A 16,601-nucleotide genomic window follows, 5' to 3' on the forward strand; every position below is an offset into this window, starting at 1 on the left:
CGCGTGATGATGTCATCGGCACCGGCGGCCCGCGCAACCGAATTCGGCGCCTCCGACGGGCCGCTCAGGCCCGGGACCGCGCCAGCAGCCGCGCCAGCAGGGCCGCCGGCCCCTCCGGCAGGCTGCCGTGGACGAGCTCGGTGCGGTGCACCAGCCGGGGCGCGGCGATCGGCGCGTACCCGACCCCGGGTGCCGCCGCGAGCACCGGTTCGGGCAGCAGGGTGAGCCCGTGCCCGGCCGCCACCAGCGCGAGCAGTCCGTGCACGTCGGTGCCCTGGTAGCGGATGGCGGGCCGGAAGCCGTCGACGCCGGTGGCCGCGCGCAGCCGGGCCGCCGTCGGGGTGAGGTCGGGGGCGTCCAGCCAGCGGGCGGCGGAGAGGTCGGCGAGCGCGAGGCCGCCGCGGCCGGCCAGCGGGTGGCCGACGGGCAGCGCGACGGCGACCGGCCGCTCGGCCACCGCGACGGTGCGCAGCGGGCCGACGTCGGGCAGCGGCAGCGGGTCGCTGGGCGCGGCCAGCCCGTCGATCAGGGCGAGGTCGACCTCGCCGGTGGCGACCTGGGCGGGCAGCACGTCCTGGGCGAGGACCCGGACCACCGGCTCCGTCAGCGGATGGGCCCGGCGCACCTCGCCGAGCGCACGCCCCAGGGTCGCCCCGACCGCCAGCGGAGTGGCCCCGAGCACCAGCCGGGCGCTCGGGGCTCCGGCCAGGCGCGCGACGTCGGCGCGCGCCGCCTCCAGCCGGACCAGCAGCGGTGCGGCGTGCTCCAGCAGCCGCCGCCCGGCCGCGGTCGGGCCGACCGGCCGGCGGGACAGCAGTGTCGTGCCGAGGTCCGCCTCCAGCGCGGCGATCTGCTGGGAGACCGCGGACTGGGTGTAGCCGAGCTCCCGCGCCGCCTCCGAGAAGGAGGCCAGGCGGGCGACGGTGACGAAGGTGCGCAGCTGCTGCGGGTCCACGGCGGTCATCAACCGATCTGATCGATACTTAAGGAATCATCGTTGGCGCTGATCTCGGGTGCAGGGTCAGGATAGCCGCATGACCTACCTGACCCCGCGGATCGCCCTGGTCGGCGACCGCTCCCCCGCCGTCCGCTCGCACGCCCGGATCCCGGGCCTGCTGGCCGCCCTCGCCGAGCACGACCACCTCGTCCTGGACGCCTACTGGATCCCGACCGGGGACGCCGCCGCACCCGGCGCCCTGGACGGCTTCGACGCGGTCTGGCTGCTGCCCGGCAGCCCCTACCGCAGCGAGGCGGGCGCGCTGGCCGCCGTCCGGACCGCCCGCGAACGCGGCATCCCCTTCCTGGGCACCTGCGCCGGGTTCCAGCACGCGGTGCTGGAGTACGCCCGGAACGTCTGCGGCCTCGCCGGGGCCGTCCACGGCGAGGAGCACCCGGAGGCGGAGCAGCAGGTGATCGCCCCGCTGGCCTGCTCACTGGTCGGCCACGAGGGGGCCGTCGCGATCACCCCCGGGAGCCTCGCCGAGCGGGTCCTCGGCGCCACCCGCACCCAGGAGCGCTACCACTGCGCGTACGGCCTCAACTCCGCCTACCTGGACCGGCTGACCACGCACGGCCTGCGGTTCAGCGGCGCGGACGCCTCGGGCGAGGTGCGGGTCCTGGAGCTGCCCGGACACCCGTTCTTCCTGGCCTCGCTGTTCCAGCCCGAGCTGTCCGGCGACGGCACCCGGGCACACCCCATGGTCCGCGCCCTGGCCCGCGCCGCCGTGGCGCACGCGGACTCCACGGCGGCGGCGACGAGCGCCTGACCCGACGCCGCGGCGGTGTCGACCACCCGGCCGGACCCCACGGGGCGGCGACGAGCGCCCGGCCCGGCGCCGCACCGGCGGCGGTCCCGGCCGGGGCGCCCCGAGCCCGCCTCACATCGGCAGCGACCGCAGCCGCACCGGCCCCTCCGGCCATCCGGCCCCCGGCACCAGCGGCGCCCACATGGTGCGCAGCGGCATCTCCGCCAGCCGGCCCTCCGGCTGCTCCACCGTCACCCCCTCCGCCACCTCCCGGAACCCGAGCCCCCGGTAGAACGCGGCCAGCGGCGGTCGGCAGAACAGCAGCGCGTACCGGTGGCCGAGCGTGCGCGCGTGGTCGATGGCGGCCCCGACCACGGCCCGCGCGAGGCCGCTGTGGCGCCGGTCGGGCGCGACGCAGACCCCGCCGACCCCCATGGCGGTCAGGTCGGTGCCGCCCACGGTGAGCGGCAGCGGCAGCAGCCCGGTGTGGGCGACCAGTCGGCCGTCGGCGGCCCGGACACCGAAGTGGATCTCCTTGGGCAGGAAGGTCAGCCCGGTGTGGGCGACGCCGTACGGGTCCTCCCCGGGGCCGAGGATCTCCTCCTGCTCGGCGCGGCCGTACTGCGCGAGCCGTTCGACCACCGGCGGCCCGGCGGGGTGCGGCCCGGGCGAGAAACGATCATCCATCCCGCCATGCTCTCCTCCTGCCAGGGCCTTTAACCAGTCCCTTCCCAGCCACTCGGTCCGACGGCCGTCCCGGTGCCGCGCCGCTGTGGCAGCATGCCCCTCATGCAGCAGCCCACCGACCAGGCGTCCGCCGACCAGTCGGCCGCCGACCTCGCCGCACCGCTGCCCGGCCCGCCGCTGCACCTGCCCCGCCCGGTCCGCGCCCTCGCGCCGACCGCCCTGGTGCTGCTGGTCCTCGTCCCGCTCGCCGCCAACGACCCGGACGTCGGCCCGACCGCCTCGCCGGGGACCAACGCGGGCCTGATGGCGCTCGGCGCGCTCGCCCTGGCCCTGCGGGGCCGGCACCCGGCCGCGGTCACCGCGGTCACCCTGCTGAGCGGCCAACTCCCGCTGGCCGTCGCCCTCTACGGGCTGGCCGCGCGGCGCGGCCGGACCGCGCCGGTGTACGTCCTGGCGGCACTGGCCGGGCTGCGGCTGCTCGTCCCGTTCGACCTCGGGGACGTCGACGCCCCGTCCGAGCTCGCCAACCTGATCGAGGACCCGCTGGTCTTCTGCGCCGTGCCGCTCGCCCTCGGGCTGACCTCCCACCAGCGCGCCCGCACCGTCGCCGTGCTGGCCGAACGCAACCGGCTGCTCGGCGAGCGCAACCGGCTGCTGGAGGAGGCCCGCCGGCACGCCGAGGAGCGCGCGGTGGCCGCCGAACGCGCCCGGCTCGCGCGGGAGATGCACGACGTGGTGTCCAACCGGGTCTCGCTGATCACCCTGCACGCGGGCGCCGGGCAGGTCGCCCGGGCCGAGGACCCGGCCGCCGTCCGGGAGACCCTCGGCCTGATCCGCGCCCTCGGCCTCCAGGCGCTCACCGAACTGCGCGGCCTGCTGGGCGTGCTGACCACCCCCGCCGGACAGGCGCCCTCGCTGCGCGGGCTGCCCGCCCTGGTCGAGGAGTCCCGGCTGGCCGGACTGGCGGTCGGGCTGACCGTCAGCGGACCGGACGAGGGGCTGCCCGACCCGGTGCCCGCCGTGCAGTACGCGGCCTACCGGATCGTCCAGGAGGCGCTGACCAACGCGCACAAGCACGCCCCGGCCGCCGAGGTGGCCGTCACCGTCGAGGTCGCACCGGACGGGCTGCGCCTGACGGTGGTCAACTCCCCCGCCGCCGACGGGGACGCCGAAGCCAGCGGCGGGCGGGCCGATCACCCGGAACTGCCCTCCGGCGGCCACGGCCTGCGCGGCATGCGCACCCGGGCCGGCGACCTCGGCGGCACCCTGCACGCCGGGCCGACGCCCGAGGGCGGCTTCGCCGTCCGGGCCCGGCTGCCGCTCGGCGCCGCCTGAACGAAGAGGCGCCGCCCGAACGGAGGGGCGCCGCCCGGGCCGGGCCTGCCCGGTCCCGGCCCGGCGTCAGACCGTCGCGCGCCGCGCCAGCTCCGCCCAGACCTCGTCCACCCGTGCCTCCAGCTCCGCCAGGCCGCCGCTGTTGTCGATCACCAGGTCCGCTATCGCCAGCCGGTCCTCCCGCGAGGCCTGCGCGGCCATCCGGGCCCGGGCCTCCTCCTCGGCCATCCCGCGCAACCGCACCAGCCGGTCCAGCCGTACCTCGTCGGCCGCGTCCACCACCACGACCAGGTCGTACAGCGGCGCCAGGCCGTTCTCGGCCAGCAGCGGCACGTCGTGCACCACGGCCGCGTCCGGCGCGGCCGCCGCCTCCAGCTCGGCGGAGCGGGCCCGCACCAGCGGGTGGACGATCGCGTTCAGCGCCTTCAGCCGCTCCGGGTCGGCGAACACGACCGCCCCGAGCGCCGGACGGTCCAGCGCGCCGTCCTCCCGCAGCACCTGCGGTCCGAACTCGGCGACCACGGCCGCCAGACCGTCCGTTCCGGGGGCGACCACCTCGCGGGCGATCACGTCCGAGTCCACGATCACCGCGCCGCGCGCGGCGAACAGCCGGGACACCTCGCTCTTGCCCGCGCCGATGCCACCCGTCAGTCCGATCTTCAGCATGGCGTCAGGCTACCGGCGCGGCACCGGGCCCGTCAGTACGGGCCGCCGGCGAGGAGCACCGTCGGCACGGGCAGCCGCCGAGGAGCACCGTCGGCACGGGCCGCCCGCGAGGAGCACCGTCGGCACGGGCCGCCGGCGGGCAACGCCGTCAGCCCAGCTCCAGGCTCTCGCCCTCCCCCAGCACCGTCAGCTCCGCGCCCGTGCCCGGCCCCTGCGGCCCGACCAGCAGGGTCTGCACCGCGAACCCGATCGGGCTGAGCACCGCCTCGTGCACCGGCACCGCCTGGCGCGGCCCGGCCTCCCGGACGTAGTCGATCACCTCGGAGGCCTTGCTCCAGGGCGCCGCGAGCGGCAGCAGCAGGGTGTCCACGGCGTGCGGCGGCACGGTGAACGCGTCACCGGGGTGGAACAGCCGCCCGTCGAAGAGGAAGCCGATGTTCTGCACCCGCGGGATGTCCGGGTGGATCTGCGCGTGCCACTCGCCGTGCACCGAGACGCCCAGCCCGCCGATCTCGAAGGCGTCGCCCTCACCGACCGCCTCGATCCGCTGCGCCACGCCGTCCAGCTGGGCGGCGACGGCCCGGTTGGTCCACACCCGCAGGGCCGGGTCGGCCTCCAGCGCGGCGCGCAGCCGGGACTCCTCGAAGTGGTCCATGTGCTCGTGGGTGATCAGGACGGCGTCCGCCCCGGCCAGTGCGGCGGGGTCGGTGAACGATCCCGGATCGACGACGACGGTGGTGCCGCGGTGCTCGACGCGTACGCAGGCGTGTCCGAACTTGGTGATTCGCATGGCAAAAACCATACAGCAATGCTGTACAGCCTTGCTGTATGAATTGCCGATAGACTTCTCCCATGCCCAGCGAAGCCCCGCACCCGGACACCCTGGAACTCGCCGCCGACCTGCGCGCCGCCCTCGGCACCCTGGTCCGCTCCCTGCGCACCGACGACGAGCTGCCGCAGAACCAGGCCGCCGTCCTCGGCCTGCTGGTCCGCGACGAGCTCTCCTGCACCGTCGCCGAACTCGCCGCGCTCCAGCGGGTCCGCCACCAGTCGATGGCCCGCACCGTCGCGCTGATGACCGACGCCGGACTGGTAACCCAGCAGCCCCACCCCACCGACGGCCGCAAACTGCTGGTCGCCGCCACCGAGGCCGGCCGCGACGCGCTGCTCGACCAGCGCGCGCGCCGCGAACACCGGATCGCCACCGCCATCGAGTCCCGCCTCGACCCCGCCGAACAGGACCGGCTCCGCTCGGCGGTCGACCTGCTACGCCGGCTGGGCTGAACCCACCAGGCCCTTGGGCACACCGCCCCCGGCCGCGCCGCCCCCGGACCCGACAACCGCGGATCCGGCACTCTCGGACCCGACCCCGACCCCGACGGCCTCGACCCCGACGCCATCCGACCCGACGCTCTCCGACCCGGTCCCGGCGCGCGGCACCGGGAGCACCGCCGGCTCGATCTCCGGCAGGTCGACGTGCTCGCTCAGCCCGAACCGCCGGTGCAGTCGCCGCAGCGGGCCGGGCGCCCACCAGTTGAACTCGCCGAACAGGCTCATCGCGGCGGGCACCAGCAGGCAGCGCACCAGGGTGGCGTCCACCGCGACGGCGACGGCCAGCGCGATGCCCATCTGCTTGACCATCAGCATGTCCCCGAGCGCGAACCCGGCGAAGACGATCACCATCAACAACGCGGCCGAGGTGATGATCCGACCGCTGCGCTGCACGCCCAGCTCCACCGCCCGGACGCAGTCGTGCCCGCGCAGGGTCAGCTCCCTGATCCGGGCGAGCAGGAACACCTCGTAGTCCATCGACAGCCCGAAGGCGAAGGCGAAGACCAGGACCGGGATGAAGGTCTCCAGCCCGCCGGTCGGGCTGAACCCGAGCAGCCCGCTGAACCAGCCGTCCTGGAACACCAGGGTGAGCGCGCCGAGCGAGGCGCCCAGCGAGAGCAGGTTCATCAGCAGCGCCTTGACCGGCATCACCACCGAGCCGGTCATCAGGAAGAGCAGCACCAGGGTGCCGACCGCGACCAGCCCGAGCGCCCACGGTCCGCGCGAGAGCAGCTCGTCCTGGAAGTCCACCACCGAGGCCGCGCCGCCGGTGACGTAGGTGGTCAGCCCGCCGCGGTCGGCCCGCAGCTCCTCCACCACCTGCTTGGCCTGCCCGCCCTGCGGGTCCCCGTGCACCAGCACGTCGATCGTGGAGACCGCGTCGCCCACCGGCGACACCGCCCGCACCCCGCTCACCCCGGGCAGCTTGGCGACCACGTCGTCCGCGTACGCCTGCGCCACCGACGCCCCGCCCTCGACCACCACGGTGATCGGCGCGGCCGAGGCCTGCGGGAAACGCTGGTCGATCGCCTCGGCGACCTGCCGCCCGGCCGAGGAGGCGGGCAGCACCGCGGCGCCGGAGCTGCGCATGTCGGCGTGGAGGAACGGCGCGCCGGCCGCCATCAGCAGCGCCACCGAGGCGAGGGTGACCGCCACCGCCCGCTTGCGCACCCGGCGCACGGTCCGGCTGAAGAACCCCTCGTCCGCCACGGGCGCGGCGGGTGTCTTGATCCGCGCGCCGGCGAAGCCGAGCAGTGCGGGGATCAGGGTCAGCGCGGCGGCGACGGCGATCACCACCACGCTCACCCCGGCGGCCGCCACCGCGCCGAGCACCGGGCTGGTGAAGACGAAGAGTCCGGAGAGCGCGACGGCGACGGTCAGCCCGGAGAAGGCCACGGTGCGTCCGGCGGTCGCCGCGGTCCGTTCGACGGCGGCGGCGATGTCCGCGCCGTGGCCGCGTTCCTCGCGGAAACGATTCACCATGAGCAGCGCGTAGTCGATCGAGAGTCCGAGCCCCAGCACCGTGGCGATCGGCAGCACGCTGGTGTCGATGTCCATGATCCGGCTGAAACCGAACATGGCCAGCAGCGCGCCGCCCACCGAGGCGACCGCCCCGATCACCGGCAGCGAGGCCGCCGCCAGCCCGCCGAAGACCAGCACCATGACGATCAGCGTGAGCGGCAGCGTCACCATCTCGCCGAACCGGGTGTCCTTCTCGGTCTGCTGCTTGACCTCCTGCTGGAGCACCAGGTCCCCGCCGACCGTGACGTGGGCACCGCCCGCCCCGTTCAGCGCGCCGAGCCGCTCGGTGACGGCGTCGGTCTGGGCGGTGCTCGCGGTGTCGGCCATCCGCACGGTGACCAGGCTCGCCGTCCCGTCGGCGGAGCGCAGCGCGGCGGGGGCCGGGCCGGAGCCGTACGCGTCGAGCGCGGAGGAGACCCCGGGCAGGGCGGCGATCTCGGCGGTGGCCTTCTCGACGGCGGCCTTCACCGCCGGATCGTCCACCGGCCTGCCGTCCACCACGGCGGTCACGGTGCCCTTGGCCGGGTCGGCCGCGGCGACCACCGCACCGCCCCGGTCGGCCTCGGCGCTGGCGGAGGAGGCTCCGGCCACCGAGCCCTCGAAGACGCGTCCCCCGATCAGGACCCCGACCACCAGGACGACGGCCCACAGGCCGAGCACCCAGCGACGGTGGCGGAAGCAGAACCGGCCGAGGGCCGCGAGCCGGCCGCCGACCACGGCGGTGGGGGCGGAGGCGGGGGTGGCGAAAAAGGGGTTTCGCATGAAGGAGCCTTTCGGGCAGCTCCCCTCAATCTAGGTGCAACCCGAACTCCGGCCTATAGATGGGCAATGAGCCTCATCTCACACTTTCCTTCACATAAAACACACATAAGTCAAAGCGTGATAAGTCATGGCGAAAAACGAAATGGGCCCCACCCGGAAATCCGGGTGGGGCCCACCGTCTAGCTATCGGCTAGCGGGAAGCGAGAGCCTCAGCTCTGGCCACCGGCCAGCTTCTCGCGCAGAGCGGCCAGGGCCTCGTCGGAGGCCAGGGCGCCCGAGCCCTCGTCGCTGCTGGACGAGTAGGAACCACCGGCGGCAGCGGCGACGGCGTCGCCACCCTCCTCGGCGGCCTGGGCATCGGCCTCGCGGCTCTTGATGACCTGGGCCTGGTGCTGCTCGAAGCGGGTCTGCGCCTCGGCGTACTGGCGCTCCCACTCCTCGCGCTGCTTCTCGAAGCCGGGCAGCCAGTCGTTCGCCTCGGGGTCGAAGCCCTCCGGGTAGATGTAGTTGCCCTGGTCGTCGTACGAGGCGGCCATGCCGTACAGGGTCGGGTCGAACTCGACCTCGGCCGGGTTGGCACCCAGGGCCTCGTTGGCCTGCTTCAGCGACAGGCTGATGCGACGACGCTCGAGGTCGATGTCGATGACCTTGACGAAGATCTCGTCGCCGACCTGGACGACCTGCTCCGGGATCTCGACGTGGCGCTCGGCCAGCTCGGAGATGTGGACCAGACCCTCGATGCCCTCGTCCACGCGGACGAACGCACCGAACGGAACCAGCTTGGTGACCTTACCCGGGACGACCTGACCGATCTGGTGGGTCCGGGCGAACTGCTGCCACGGGTCCTCCTGGGTCGCCTTCAGCGACAGGGAGACACGCTCGCGGTCCATGTCGACGTCGAGAACCTCGACGGTGACCTCCTGGCCGACCTCGACAACCTCGGACGGGTGGTCGATGTGCTTCCAGGACAGCTCGGAGACGTGCACCAGGCCGTCGACGCCACCCAGGTCCACGAAGGCACCGAAGTTGACGATCGAGGAGACGACGCCGGAGCGCACCTGGCCCTTCTGCAGGGTGGTGAGGAAGGTCTGGCGGACCTCGCTCTGGGTCTGCTCCAGCCAGGCACGGCGGGACAGGACCACGTTGTTGCGGTTCTTGTCCAGCTCGATGATCTTGGCCTCGAGCTCCTTGCCCACGTAGGGCTGGAGGTCGCGGACGCGACGCATCTCGACCAGCGAGGCGGGGAGGAAGCCCCGGAGGCCGATGTCGAGGATGAGACCACCCTTGACGACCTCGATGACGGTACCGGTGACGATGCCGTCCTCTTCCTTGATCTTCTCGATCGTGCCCCAGGCACGCTCGTACTGAGCGCGCTTCTTGGACAGGATGAGACGACCCTCCTTGTCCTCCTTCTGGAGAACCAGGGCCTCGATGTTGTCACCGACGGCGACGACCTCGTGCGGGTCAACGTCGTGCTTGATCGAGAGCTCGCGGGACGGGATGACGCCCTCGGTCTTGTAACCGATGTCGAGGAGAACCTCGTCACGGTCGACCTTCACGATGACGCCCTCGACGATGTCGCCATCGTTGAAGTACTTGATGGTCTCGTCGATGGCGGCGAGGAAGGCCTCCGCGTCGCCGATGTCGTTGACCGCGACCTGCGGGGTGGTGCTGAGGGAGGAGTCGGTGGGGCTCGTCATTAGGAAAAGGGCTCCGGTACGGACATGAAAGTCGTAGGTAATGCCACGCGGAGGGCCCGTATCGCTCCCACCGAAAGCCGGACAGCCAAGAACACGGCACACCGGGATTCCCGTACAACGAGAACCGGCGTCCGTCTTGCGACCGTGGGGTCTTCGACAGATGCGAGCGCGACCTGCTCCGTCCGAGGCGCGCAGGCCCGCAGCGCAACTTGTAGCATACGGGGACGGCCAGGCACGGTCAATGCCGAAGGACGGCAAGACGGTGGAGCCCGGTACGGATCAGGCCATATCCTCCGAATGCGCGCCTTGCGGCGACACCCGAAGGGGCCACGTCCCCGGATGCCACCGCCAGGATCCGGACCCTGACGGGCCGGTTCGCGGCAGCGGCGCTTCCGCACTCCATACCCTACGCGATGGGCATTGTCACCGTGGCCACCACCCCCCAGTCGGACCTGCACGATCTTGACACCTCCCCCTCGCGGGCCGAGGAGGAGGACGGCGACGACGCGATCCGCCGCGAGGCCGGCACCGGGGAGAGCAGCCGCGCCAGCCGGCACTGGTGGGACCGCAACGCCGACGAGTACCAGGACGAACACGGCGAGTTCCTCGGCGACGACCGCTTCACCTGGTGCCCCGAAGGCCTGGACGAGGCCGACGCCCGGCTGCTCGGCGAGGTGGCCGGCCGGGACGTCCTGGAGATCGGCGCCGGCGCCGCCCAGTGCTCCCGCTGGCTCGCCGCCCGGGGCGCCCGGCCGGTCGCCCTGGACATCTCCTACCGCCAGCTCCAGCACTCCCGCCGGATCGACCTCGGCCGCGGCACCGACCCCGTCGCCGTCGTCCAGGCCGACGCCGCCGTCCTGCCCTTCGCCGACGCCTCCTTCGACCTCGCCTGCTCCGCCTACGGCGCCGTCCCGTTCAGCGCCGACACCACCGCGCTGATGCGCGAGGTCCACCGGGTGCTGCGGCCCGGCGGGCGCTGGGTGTTCTCGGTGACCCACCCGATCCGCTGGGCCTTCCCGGACGAGCCCGGCGTCGAGGGCCTCACCGCGGTGTCCTCCTACTTCGACCGCACCCCCTACGTCGAACAGGACGAACAGGGCCGCGCCACCTACGTCGAACACCACCGCACCCTCGGCGACCGGGTCCGCGAACTCGTCACCGCCGGCTTCCGACTGGTGGACCTGGTCGAACCCGAGTGGCCGGCCGGACTGGAACAGGAGTGGGGCGGCTGGTCCCCGCTGCGCGGGCGGCTGATCCCCGGCACGGCGATCTTCGTCACCGAGCGGGGCTGAGCCCCTCCATGAACCCGGCCTGGCGCGAACTGCCCGTCCGCACCGCCCTGCCCGCCCTGCACCGCGCGTTGGACGAACACGGCACCGCCGTCCTCGCCGCACCGCCCGGCACCGGCAAGACCACCCTGGTGCCGCTCGCCCTGGCCGGACTGCTCGATCCGGGGGGTCCGGTGCGCCGGGTGCTGGTCGCCGAGCCCCGCCGGCTCGCGGTACGGGCGGCCGCCCGGCGGATGGCCTGGCTGCTCGGCGAACCGGTCGGCGGCCGGATCGGCCACACCGTGCGCGGCGAGCGCACGGCGGGCCCGGACACCGTGGTCGAGGTGGTCACCACCGGCGTGCTGCTGCAACGGCTCCAGCGCGACCAGGAACTGCCCGGCGTGGACGTGGTGGTGCTCGACGAATGCCACGAACGGCACCTGGACGCCGACACCGCGCTCGCCTTCCTGCTCGACGTCCGGGCGGCACTGCGGCCCGAACTGCGGCTGGTCTGCGCCTCGGCCACCTCCGACACCGAGGCCTGGGCCGAACTGCTCGGCGGCGCGCCCGTGGTGGAGGCGCACGGGACGTCCCACCCGGTCGAGGTGGTCTGGGCGCCGCCGCCGCGCGCCGTCCGGCCCGCCCACGGCACCCGGGTGGACCCGGCCCTGCTCGACCACGTCGCCTCGACCGTCCGGCGGGCCCTGAACGAGCGCGACGGCGACGTGCTCTGCTTCCTGCCCGGCGTCGGAGAGATCGCCCGGGTCGCCGGGCAGCTGGGCGGCGTCACCGCCGAGGTGCTGCAACTGCACGGCCGCGCCCCGCAAGCCGTGCAGGACGCCGCCCTCACGCCGTCCCCCTCACGGCGGGTCGTCCTCACCACCGCCGTCGCCGAGTCCAGCCTCACCGTGCCGGGCGTCCGGGTCGTGGTGGACGCCGGACTGGCCCGCGAACCCCGCACCGACCACGCCCGCGGCCTGGCCGGACTGGTCACCGTCCGGGCCTCCCTCGCCGCCGCCCGCCAACGCGCCGGCCGCGCCGGCCGCGAAGCCCCCGGCACCGTCTACCGCTGCTGGAACGAGGCCGAGGACGCCCTCGCCGCCCGCTTCCCCACCCCCGAGATCGCGCTCGCCGACCTCACCCCCTTCGCCCTCCAGGCCGCCTGCTGGGGCGACCCGGACGCCACCGGCCTCGCCCTGCCCGACGCCCCGCCCGCCGGGGCGATGGCCGCCGCCCGACAGACCCTCCAGGCCCTCGGCGCCGTCTCCTCGGACGGGCGGGCCACGGCCCGCGGCATCCGGCTCGCCCGCACCGGGCTGCACCCCCGGCTCGGCCGCGCCCTGGTCGACGGCGCGGCGGCGGTCGGTGCGCGGCGGGCCGCCGAAGTGGTCGCGCTGCTCTCCGAAGAACCGCCCAGGGCGCTCGGCGACGACCTCGGCGCGGTCTGGCGGACTGTTCGCTCCTCCCGGGACCCCTACGCGGGCCGCTGGCGCGACGAGGTCCGCCGCCTCCTGCGCGGCGCCGGCTCCGAGCCCGCCACCCAGCTCTCCGACGGCGCCGCCGCCGGCCTCGTCGTCGCCCTCGCCTTCCCCGAACGCATCGCCCGCGCCCGGGTCGACAAGCCCGCCCCCGGCGAGCGCAGCCCGTACCTGATGGCCTCCGGCACGGCCGCCGAACTCGCCCCCGGCACCACGCTCGGCGCCGTGCCCTGGCTCGCCGTCGCGGTCGCCGACCGCCCGGCGGGGTCACACTCCGCCCGGGTGCTGCACGCCGCGACGCTGGACGAGGACACTGCTCTGGTCGCGGGCGCGGCGCTGCTGACCGCTCGTGAAGAGGTCCACTGGGACACCCGGCGCGGCGAGGTCGTCTCCCGCCGGGTCGAGTCACTGGGCGCGATCGAGCTCACGGAGAAACCCCTCAACCGCCCCGACCCTTCACTCGTCCGGTCCGCGCTCCTCGAAGGCCTGGCCCGCGAGGGCGTCAGCACCCTGTTGAGCTTCCCGTCCAACCTCCGCGAGCGCCTCGCGTTCCTCCACGCCGCCCTCGGAGACCCCTGGCCCGACGTCAGCGACGAGGCGCTGCTGGAACGCGCGGAGGAATGGCTGGAGCCCGAACTCTCCCGCGCCCGCCGCCGCTCCGACCTGGCGAGGATCGATACCACGGCCGCTCTCCAGAGGCTCCTCCCCTGGGCGAGCGGCGAAGCAGGACGCCTCGACGAACTCGCCCCCGAACGCATCACCGTGCCGTCCGGCTCGAAGATACGAGTCGACTACACCACCGAACGCCCAGTACTGGCAGTCAAGTTGCAGGAACTCTTCGGCTGGACAGCGACCCCCGCCCTGGCCGGCGGCCGCATATCGCTGACCATCCACCTGCTCTCCCCCGCCGGCCGCCCCGCCGCCGTCACCGGTGATCTGGAGAGCTTCTGGCGCGAGGGCTACCGCGCCGTCCGCGCCGACCTCAGGGGCCGCTACCCCCGCCACCCCTGGCCCGAAGACCCGACCACGGCCGAACCCACCCGCCGCACCAACACCCGGAAGTGACAGGAGAGGACGACATTCGCCATGGCATTGACCGCCCCGACCGTCACCCGCCCCCGCGAAGCCGAACTCCCCTTCGCGGCTCTGATCCTGGACTTCGTCGGCGTACTGACCGCCAATGCCGGACCGGCGCACCGCGAATGGTGCCTCACCCAGGGCCTCGACGCCGAGGCATGGCGGCACACGCTCGGCCAGGAGCCGGAAGCCGGCCGCCTGTACACCGAACTCGAAGCCGGCCGGTTGAGCCAGTCGGAGTGGAACCGGCAGGTGGCTCCCATCCTCGGCGTGCCGCAGCACGAGAACCTCATGGGCCGGGCGTGGTCGGGCGTCCGTCCGGCCGACGACATGATCGCACTCGCCCGCTCGGCGCGGCGGGCCGGCCTCAAGGTCGCACTGCTGTCCAACTCCTTCGGCCTCGACCCGTACGACCCGTACGAGGCCCTGGGCGTATGGGAGTTGTTCGACGTGACGGTGATCTCCGAGCGGGAGGGTGTGGCCAAACCCGATCCGGCGATCTACCAGCTCACCTTGGACCGGCTCGGACTGCCCGGCGAGGCCTGCGTCTTCGTGGACGACCATCCGAGGAACCTGCCCCCGGCCGACGCCCTCGGCATCACCACCGTCCTCGCCGACGGCACTCCCGGCACCGCCGCCCGCATCGCGGCCCTGCTCGGAGTGCCCGCCACGCCCTGAGCTGCCGCCAAGAAGGCTGACAGTCAGGCCGTTCCCGCACCGGAAGTGGAGTGACGGGGTACGGTCCGCTTGAGGCCGCTCACCTTCGGAGGCTCCCATGACGCAGTGGTCCGATTACTCCACCGGCCAGCGCATCAAGATGCTGCGGGCCGGCATGACACAGGAAGAACTCGCCGAGGCCGCCGGGGTGTCCGTGCCGACCGTCCGCAAAGCCGAGAAGGAGGGCGGCAGTATCGGCCTTCCCTCGCTGCTCAAACTGTCCGCCGCACTGCATGCGGACGTGTCGGTGATCCTCGGGCAACAGGCACCCCGAAGGGCATCTCTGATCGGCGACAGGGCCATGTTGCGAGGGCTGTCCCGCACCGTGCACGACACCGCCGCAGGAGTCGGAACCGATGTCGAACCACCGGACGCCGCAGTGCTCCGGGCCGATCTGGCTCGGGCATGGGCGGACTACCGGGCCGGGGACTACACCCGCGCCGGCAGCCTCGCCTCCCCTGCCATCGCCGAGGCCGCTGCCCTCCTGCGCTCCGTCCCGGAGGGCGAGCGGTGCGCGGCTCATGGCATCCTCGCCGACGCCTACCGACTCGCCTCCTACACCGCCCAGTTCCACGGCGCCCGAGACCTCGCGTACTCGGCGATCGGCCACGCCCGCCACCACGTCCACATGGCCGCAGACCCTCTTCGGGCCGCGATGGTGGACTGTGGCCGGTCCTGGATCTACATGCGCGACGCCCGCCTCGACCAGGCCACCACCACCGCCGAGACCGCGTTCACGTCGATCGAACCCCGCTACGCGGAGCGGGACCCGGAGACGCTGGCCACCTACGGCTGGCACGTCACCTTCGCCGCCGTAGTCGCCTCGCGCCACGGTGACGCCGACCGGGCCCGCGACCTGCTCTCCCAGGGACACGCGGTTGCAGCGAGAATGGGCCGCGATGTGATGATCAACGGCACCAGCTACGGTCCGACCACCATCACCGCGCAGGCCATCGGCATCCACACCGTCATGGGCGATCCCGGTAAAGCCCTGGCGCTCGCCCGCAACCTCGGCGACCTGTCCCCACTGCCGCAGGCCGCCCGCAATCGGCTCGCCCTGGACATCGCCCTCGCACAGGCCGACACCCGCCAGTACGACGCCGCCCTGGACACCCTCCTCCAAGTGTGCAGCGCACAACCCGACTGGGCCCGCCACCAGGCCCTTCCGGGGGCGATCATGCAGCGCGCCGGCCACGCCAGCACCACCCGCGTGCGCAAGCTCGGCGGCATCCTCGGTATCAGTCTGTTCGCCCACTGAGATCGACCTGATACAAGGCGTATCACACGGGGCCGGTACGACTTCCGAAACTGGCACTGGCCGTACGTTCACGATGAAACAACTCACCGGCAGCCTTGGCATCATGACGCCAACTCAGGCCGAGCGGCCGCACGTCCACCGCGTTCCCGTCGCCTTGTACATCGCGACCAGCGGCGACGCCGACGCCCGCATCCTCACCAGCCATGCCCGCGCCTTCGCCGAGGCCCGCGACTGGACGGTCACCCTCGCCATGGTGGACGACGACCCCACACTCCCGCTCGATCAGCGGCCCGGCTGGCAAGTCATCACCAACGCCCTGAACGCCCGCACCATCCACGGCGTGGTCACCTGGGCCCACGACATGGTGACCGGCAGCCAGGCCATCCGGGGCACCGAGGCCGGCGACCCCTGGAATTCACCGCTCGGCGACCGGGGCGGCTTCCTCGCCGCCGCCCACACCGCCGCCTCGGACCACGCTGACGGACACCTGCCGCGCCGCACCTCGGGTGATCTCGCGCGCCGCCGGGCCCTCGCGAACGCCGCTGCTGGGTTCGCCATCTTTCGGTCCTCGTTCGGCGGCGACCCCCGCGCCGTCTGACATCACCCGTCAGTCGGTCGGGACCTCTTCCCACCGGCCGCCTCATCCTTCCTCTGAGGTACTCCCCCATGCTCACTGTTCGTCGCCCCCGCATGTTCGTCGCGCGCCTCGACTCCCGTATCGAGTCCACGCCCCTGGCGCGCTACCTGCTCCGCGCCTACCTCTCCGGAATGCCCTCTGGGGACCGCTACCGCGACACCGCCGAGCTGTTGCTCGGCGAGTTGTTCGCCAACGCCGTCCAGCACTCCGACGCCCCCGACGACTGCCACATCGAGGTCCGCTTCACCGTCACCGGCTCCCGCCTGCGGCTGGAAGTCCACGACGCCGGCACCGACCACCCCACCCTCCACACCCCAACTCCTGACGACGAACACGGCCGAGGCCTGCTCCTCGTCGACCGGCTCGCCGAACGCTGGGGCAGCGCCAACCGCCCCGGCGGCATCGGCAAGTACGTCTG

15 protein-coding genes are annotated in these 16,601 nt (G+C 73.6%); 9 read left to right on the forward strand and 6 right to left on the reverse strand.

Annotation, left to right across the window (positions count from 1 at the left end; all coding sequences use genetic code 11):
- Nucleotides 1-64: 64 nt before the first annotated feature.
- The gene (locus ACFVGO_RS29235) at nt 65-955 is read right to left on the reverse strand and encodes a LysR family transcriptional regulator (protein ID WP_380357759.1); all 891 of its coding nucleotides are present in this window, start codon (nt 953-955) and stop codon (nt 65-67) included.
- A 79-nt stretch (nt 956-1,034) separates the two neighbouring features.
- Here ACFVGO_RS29235 and ACFVGO_RS29240 point away from each other — a divergent pair, with 79 nt between their 5' ends.
- Nucleotides 1,035-1,766, forward strand: coding sequence for a hypothetical protein (locus tag ACFVGO_RS29240; RefSeq protein WP_359914268.1), 732 nt, complete (start codon nt 1,035-1,037; stop codon nt 1,764-1,766).
- A 111-nt stretch (nt 1,767-1,877) separates the two neighbouring features.
- Here the strand turns inward: ACFVGO_RS29240 and ACFVGO_RS29245 are convergent, their stop codons facing one another.
- Nucleotides 1,878-2,432: a GNAT family N-acetyltransferase gene (locus tag ACFVGO_RS29245; protein WP_359914265.1), complete on the reverse strand. Its 555-nt coding sequence runs from the start codon at nt 2,430-2,432 to the stop codon at nt 1,878-1,880.
- A 102-nt stretch (nt 2,433-2,534) separates the two neighbouring features.
- Here ACFVGO_RS29245 and ACFVGO_RS29250 point away from each other — a divergent pair, with 102 nt between their 5' ends.
- Nucleotides 2,535-3,767 carry a sensor histidine kinase gene (locus ACFVGO_RS29250; protein WP_359914262.1) on the forward strand — a complete coding sequence of 411 codons (1,233 nt, stop codon included), beginning with the start codon at nt 2,535-2,537 and terminating at the stop codon, nt 3,765-3,767.
- A 66-nt stretch (nt 3,768-3,833) separates the two neighbouring features.
- Here the strand turns inward: ACFVGO_RS29250 and coaE are convergent, their stop codons facing one another.
- The gene (gene coaE, locus ACFVGO_RS29255; protein WP_359914259.1) at nt 3,834-4,433 is read right to left on the reverse strand and encodes a dephospho-CoA kinase; all 600 of its coding nucleotides are present in this window, start codon (nt 4,431-4,433) and stop codon (nt 3,834-3,836) included.
- A gap of 148 nt (nt 4,434-4,581) precedes the next feature.
- Nucleotides 4,582-5,223: an MBL fold metallo-hydrolase gene (locus ACFVGO_RS29260; protein ID WP_380635009.1), complete on the reverse strand. Its 642-nt coding sequence runs from the start codon at nt 5,221-5,223 to the stop codon at nt 4,582-4,584.
- Between the two features lie 62 nt (nt 5,224-5,285).
- On the opposite strand from ACFVGO_RS29260, the gene ACFVGO_RS29265 reads away from it, so the two are divergent.
- Nucleotides 5,286-5,717 (forward strand): MarR family transcriptional regulator, encoded by a 432-nt coding sequence (locus ACFVGO_RS29265; protein WP_359914253.1) that lies wholly within the window; start codon nt 5,286-5,288, stop codon nt 5,715-5,717.
- Here ACFVGO_RS29265 and ACFVGO_RS29270 read toward each other — a convergent pair.
- Together ACFVGO_RS29270 and rpsA are read right to left on the reverse strand one after the other, a co-directional pair.
- Nucleotides 5,700-8,048, reverse strand: coding sequence for an MMPL family transporter (locus tag ACFVGO_RS29270; protein WP_380635011.1), 2,349 nt, complete (start codon nt 8,046-8,048; stop codon nt 5,700-5,702). The genes ACFVGO_RS29265 and ACFVGO_RS29270 overlap by 18 nt on opposite strands.
- Nucleotides 8,049-8,257: 209 nt before the next feature.
- Entirely contained in the window at nt 8,258-9,748 is a 1,491-nt protein-coding gene (gene rpsA / locus ACFVGO_RS29275) for a 30S ribosomal protein S1 (protein WP_316520647.1), read from the reverse strand.
- A gap of 413 nt (nt 9,749-10,161) precedes the next feature.
- Between rpsA and ACFVGO_RS29280 the strand changes: the two genes are divergently transcribed.
- From ACFVGO_RS29280 to ACFVGO_RS29305, 6 genes are all read left to right on the forward strand, one after another.
- On the forward strand, nt 10,162-11,040 hold the full coding sequence (locus ACFVGO_RS29280) for a class I SAM-dependent methyltransferase (RefSeq protein WP_359914248.1): 879 nt from the start codon (nt 10,162-10,164) through the stop codon (nt 11,038-11,040).
- An 8-nt stretch (nt 11,041-11,048) separates the two neighbouring features.
- The gene (gene hrpB, locus ACFVGO_RS29285; RefSeq protein WP_359914247.1) at nt 11,049-13,559 is read left to right on the forward strand and encodes an ATP-dependent helicase HrpB; all 2,511 of its coding nucleotides are present in this window, start codon (nt 11,049-11,051) and stop codon (nt 13,557-13,559) included.
- A gap of 21 nt (nt 13,560-13,580) precedes the next feature.
- Nucleotides 13,581-14,249, forward strand: coding sequence for an HAD family phosphatase (locus ACFVGO_RS29290; protein WP_359914244.1), 669 nt, complete (start codon nt 13,581-13,583; stop codon nt 14,247-14,249).
- A 97-nt stretch (nt 14,250-14,346) separates the two neighbouring features.
- Nucleotides 14,347-15,546 carry a helix-turn-helix domain-containing protein gene (locus ACFVGO_RS29295; RefSeq protein WP_380635015.1) on the forward strand — a complete coding sequence of 400 codons (1,200 nt, stop codon included), beginning with the start codon at nt 14,347-14,349 and terminating at the stop codon, nt 15,544-15,546.
- A 103-nt stretch (nt 15,547-15,649) separates the two neighbouring features.
- Entirely contained in the window at nt 15,650-16,144 is a 495-nt protein-coding gene (locus tag ACFVGO_RS29300; protein WP_359914239.1) for a hypothetical protein, read from the forward strand.
- Between the two features lie 68 nt (nt 16,145-16,212).
- Nucleotides 16,213-16,601, forward strand: a 389-nt coding sequence (locus ACFVGO_RS29305) for an ATP-binding protein (protein ID WP_380635017.1), incomplete at its 3' end; no start/stop codon positions are given.

The organism is Kitasatospora sp. NPDC057738 (assembly GCF_042798815.1).
GTDB lineage: Bacteria > Actinomycetota > Actinomycetes > Streptomycetales > Streptomycetaceae > Kitasatospora > Kitasatospora lactacystinica.

Excerpts from the sequence above, each read along its gene's own strand:
- ACFVGO_RS29290 (WP_359914244.1), top strand. The coding sequence starts at position 13,581 with ATGGCATTGACCGCCCCGACCGTCACCCGCCCCCGCGAAGCCGAACTC.
- rpsA (WP_316520647.1), bottom strand. The coding sequence starts at position 9,748 with ATGACGAGCCCCACCGACTCCTCCCTCAGCACCACCCCGCAGGTCGCG.
- ACFVGO_RS29300 (WP_359914239.1), top strand. The coding sequence starts at position 15,650 with ATGACGCCAACTCAGGCCGAGCGGCCGCACGTCCACCGCGTTCCCGTC.
- ACFVGO_RS29250 (WP_359914262.1), top strand. The coding sequence starts at position 2,535 with ATGCAGCAGCCCACCGACCAGGCGTCCGCCGACCAGTCGGCCGCCGAC.
- ACFVGO_RS29270 (WP_380635011.1), bottom strand. The coding sequence starts at position 8,048 with ATGCGAAACCCCTTTTTCGCCACCCCCGCCTCCGCCCCCACCGCCGTG.
- coaE (WP_359914259.1), bottom strand. The coding sequence starts at position 4,433 with ATGCTGAAGATCGGACTGACGGGTGGCATCGGCGCGGGCAAGAGCGAG.
- ACFVGO_RS29260 (WP_380635009.1), bottom strand. The coding sequence starts at position 5,223 with ATGCGAATCACCAAGTTCGGACACGCCTGCGTACGCGTCGAGCACCGC.
- ACFVGO_RS29265 (WP_359914253.1), top strand. The coding sequence starts at position 5,286 with ATGCCCAGCGAAGCCCCGCACCCGGACACCCTGGAACTCGCCGCCGAC.
- hrpB (WP_359914247.1), top strand. The coding sequence starts at position 11,049 with ATGAACCCGGCCTGGCGCGAACTGCCCGTCCGCACCGCCCTGCCCGCC.
- ACFVGO_RS29280 (WP_359914248.1), top strand. The coding sequence starts at position 10,162 with ATGGGCATTGTCACCGTGGCCACCACCCCCCAGTCGGACCTGCACGAT.
- ACFVGO_RS29295 (WP_380635015.1), top strand. The coding sequence starts at position 14,347 with ATGACGCAGTGGTCCGATTACTCCACCGGCCAGCGCATCAAGATGCTG.
- ACFVGO_RS29245 (WP_359914265.1), bottom strand. The coding sequence starts at position 2,432 with ATGGATGATCGTTTCTCGCCCGGGCCGCACCCCGCCGGGCCGCCGGTG.
- ACFVGO_RS29240 (WP_359914268.1), top strand. The coding sequence starts at position 1,035 with ATGACCTACCTGACCCCGCGGATCGCCCTGGTCGGCGACCGCTCCCCC.